Raw genomic sequence first — 2,093 nt, forward strand, 5'->3', positions numbered from 1 at the left:
AAGCTCGGGCGAGATGAGCCGCGAGGATGCGAAGCTGCGTCTGCGCGTTCAGATGCGAGTTGAACAAGCGCGACGCTGGCCCTTGCTCCGTCATTGCCTCGCTGCGCTCGCAATGACGATGTAAGTCGAGCTGCGCGCCACATTCTCAACTGTCATCGCCCGACTTGGTCGGGCGATCCAGTATCCAGAGACAGCAGTGAGCTGACCGAGAGGCCGCGGCGTACTGGATGCCCCGGTCAAGCCGGGGCATGACAGCGGAGTATTGAGGACGCACTGCACATCGCAGACCACGCCGCATTGTGAGTTGTGCCTGCGCCGCAGACCGCTACCATGCGCGCGCCCGGAACACGGGACCAGAACAGCGAGCGGAGGCGACATGAGCGGGCAGGAACGCAAGGTGAAGGGATCGGACCTGTTTGTCGCGGCGCTGGAGAATGAAGGCGTCGACCGCATTTTCGGCGTTCCCGGCGAGGAAAATCTCGATCTCGTGGAATCGCTCCGCACCTCCAAGATCGAGCTGATCCTGACCCGCCACGAGCAGGCGGCCGCCTTCATGGCCGCCACCCATGGCCGGCTCACCGGCAAGCCCGGCGTCTGTCTCTCGACGCTCGGCCCCGGGGCACTCAATCTGTCCACGGGTGCGGCCTACGCACATCTCGGCGCGATGCCGATGATCCTGATCACCGGCCAGAAGCCGATCATGAGCAGCCGGCAGGCGCGCTTCCAGATCGTGGACGTGGTCGCGACCATGAAGCCGCTGACAAAGCTGTCGCGGCAGATCATCAGCGCCTCCAGCATCCCGACCGTGGTGCGCGATGCCTTTCGCGTGGCGATGGAGGAGCGGCCGGGGCCGGTGCATCTCGAACTGCCCGAGGACATCGCGGGCGACGAAGTGCCGGCCGTTCCCGTGATCCCGGTCCATCCGATTGAAATTCCGGTCGCCCACCGCGCCGCGCTCGATCGAGCGGCCGAGATGATTCTTGCGGCAAGGCATCCGCTGGTGATGATGGGCGCTGCGACCAGCCGGCCACGATCGACCCACGGCATCGCGAGCTTCGTGCGGCGAACCGGCATTCCCTTCTTCACCACGCAGATGGGGAAGGGCACCGTGCCCGGCGGCACCAATCTCTATATGGGCACCGCGGCGCTGTCCGAGCGCGACTATGTCCATGACGCGATCGACGCCGCCGATCTGATCGTGGCGATCGGTCATGATCCGATCGAGAAGCCGCCCTTCATCATGGGGCCGTCGGGCCCGAAGGTGATTCACGTCAGCTACACGTCGGCCAGCGTCGAGCAGGTCTATTTCCCGGACGCCGAGGTCGTCGGCGATGTCGGCCCGAGCCTGGAGCTGCTGGCGGACCGCCTCGAAGGCAGGCTGCCGCAGGCGGCCGCGCTCCTGCCATTGCGCGAAAAGATCCTTAGCCATATCGCCGACCGCGCCACCGAGGCGCGCTGGCCGCCGACGCCGCAGCGGATCGTGCACGACATCCGCCAGGTGATCCCGGAGAACGGCATCGTCGCGCTCGACAACGGCATGTACAAGATCTGGTTCGCGCGCAACTACCGCACCCGCGTCGCCAACACGCTGCTGCTGGACAACGCGCTGGCGACGATGGGCGCCGGCCTGCCGTCGGCGATGATGGCGGCGATGCTCTTTCCCGACCGCCGCGTGCTCGCGGTCGCCGGCGACGGCGGCTTCATGATGAACAGCCAGGAGATGGAAACCGCCGTCCGCCTCAAGCTCAACCTGGTCGTGCTGGTGCTGGAGGACAACGCCTACGGCATGATCCGCTGGAAGCAGGCCGTCGATCATTTCGCCGATTTCGGCATGACCTTTGGCAATCCCGATTTCGTCCTCTACGCGAAGGCCTACGGCGCCAAGGGCCATCGTATCGCGAGCATCGACAGCTTCGGCCCGACGCTGGATGCCGCGTTCAGGGAAGGCGGCGTGCACCTGGTCTCGATCCCGATCGACTATTCGGAGAACGTGCGGGTGCTGGTGGACGAACTGCGGGCTCACGAGAAGTCGAAGGCGTGATGTGATGGGACGTAGCAATTTCCGCGTCGTCATTGCGAGCGCAGCGAAGCAA

At 65.4% G+C, this 2,093-nt stretch carries 1 protein-coding gene; it reads left to right on the forward strand.

Translation table 11 applies throughout. The features are described from left to right. Positions 1-376: 376 nt before the first annotated feature. Entirely contained in the window at positions 377-2,041 is a 1,665-nt protein-coding gene (locus tag AC1D00_RS38220) for an acetolactate synthase large subunit (RefSeq protein WP_477014236.1), read from the forward strand. Positions 2,042-2,093 lie beyond the last annotated feature (52 nt).

Source organism: Bradyrhizobium sp. P2_E8, assembly GCF_056403875.1.

Excerpts from the sequence above, each read along its gene's own strand:
- AC1D00_RS38220 (WP_477014236.1), top strand. The coding sequence starts at position 377 with ATGAGCGGGCAGGAACGCAAGGTGAAGGGATCGGACCTGTTTGTCGCG.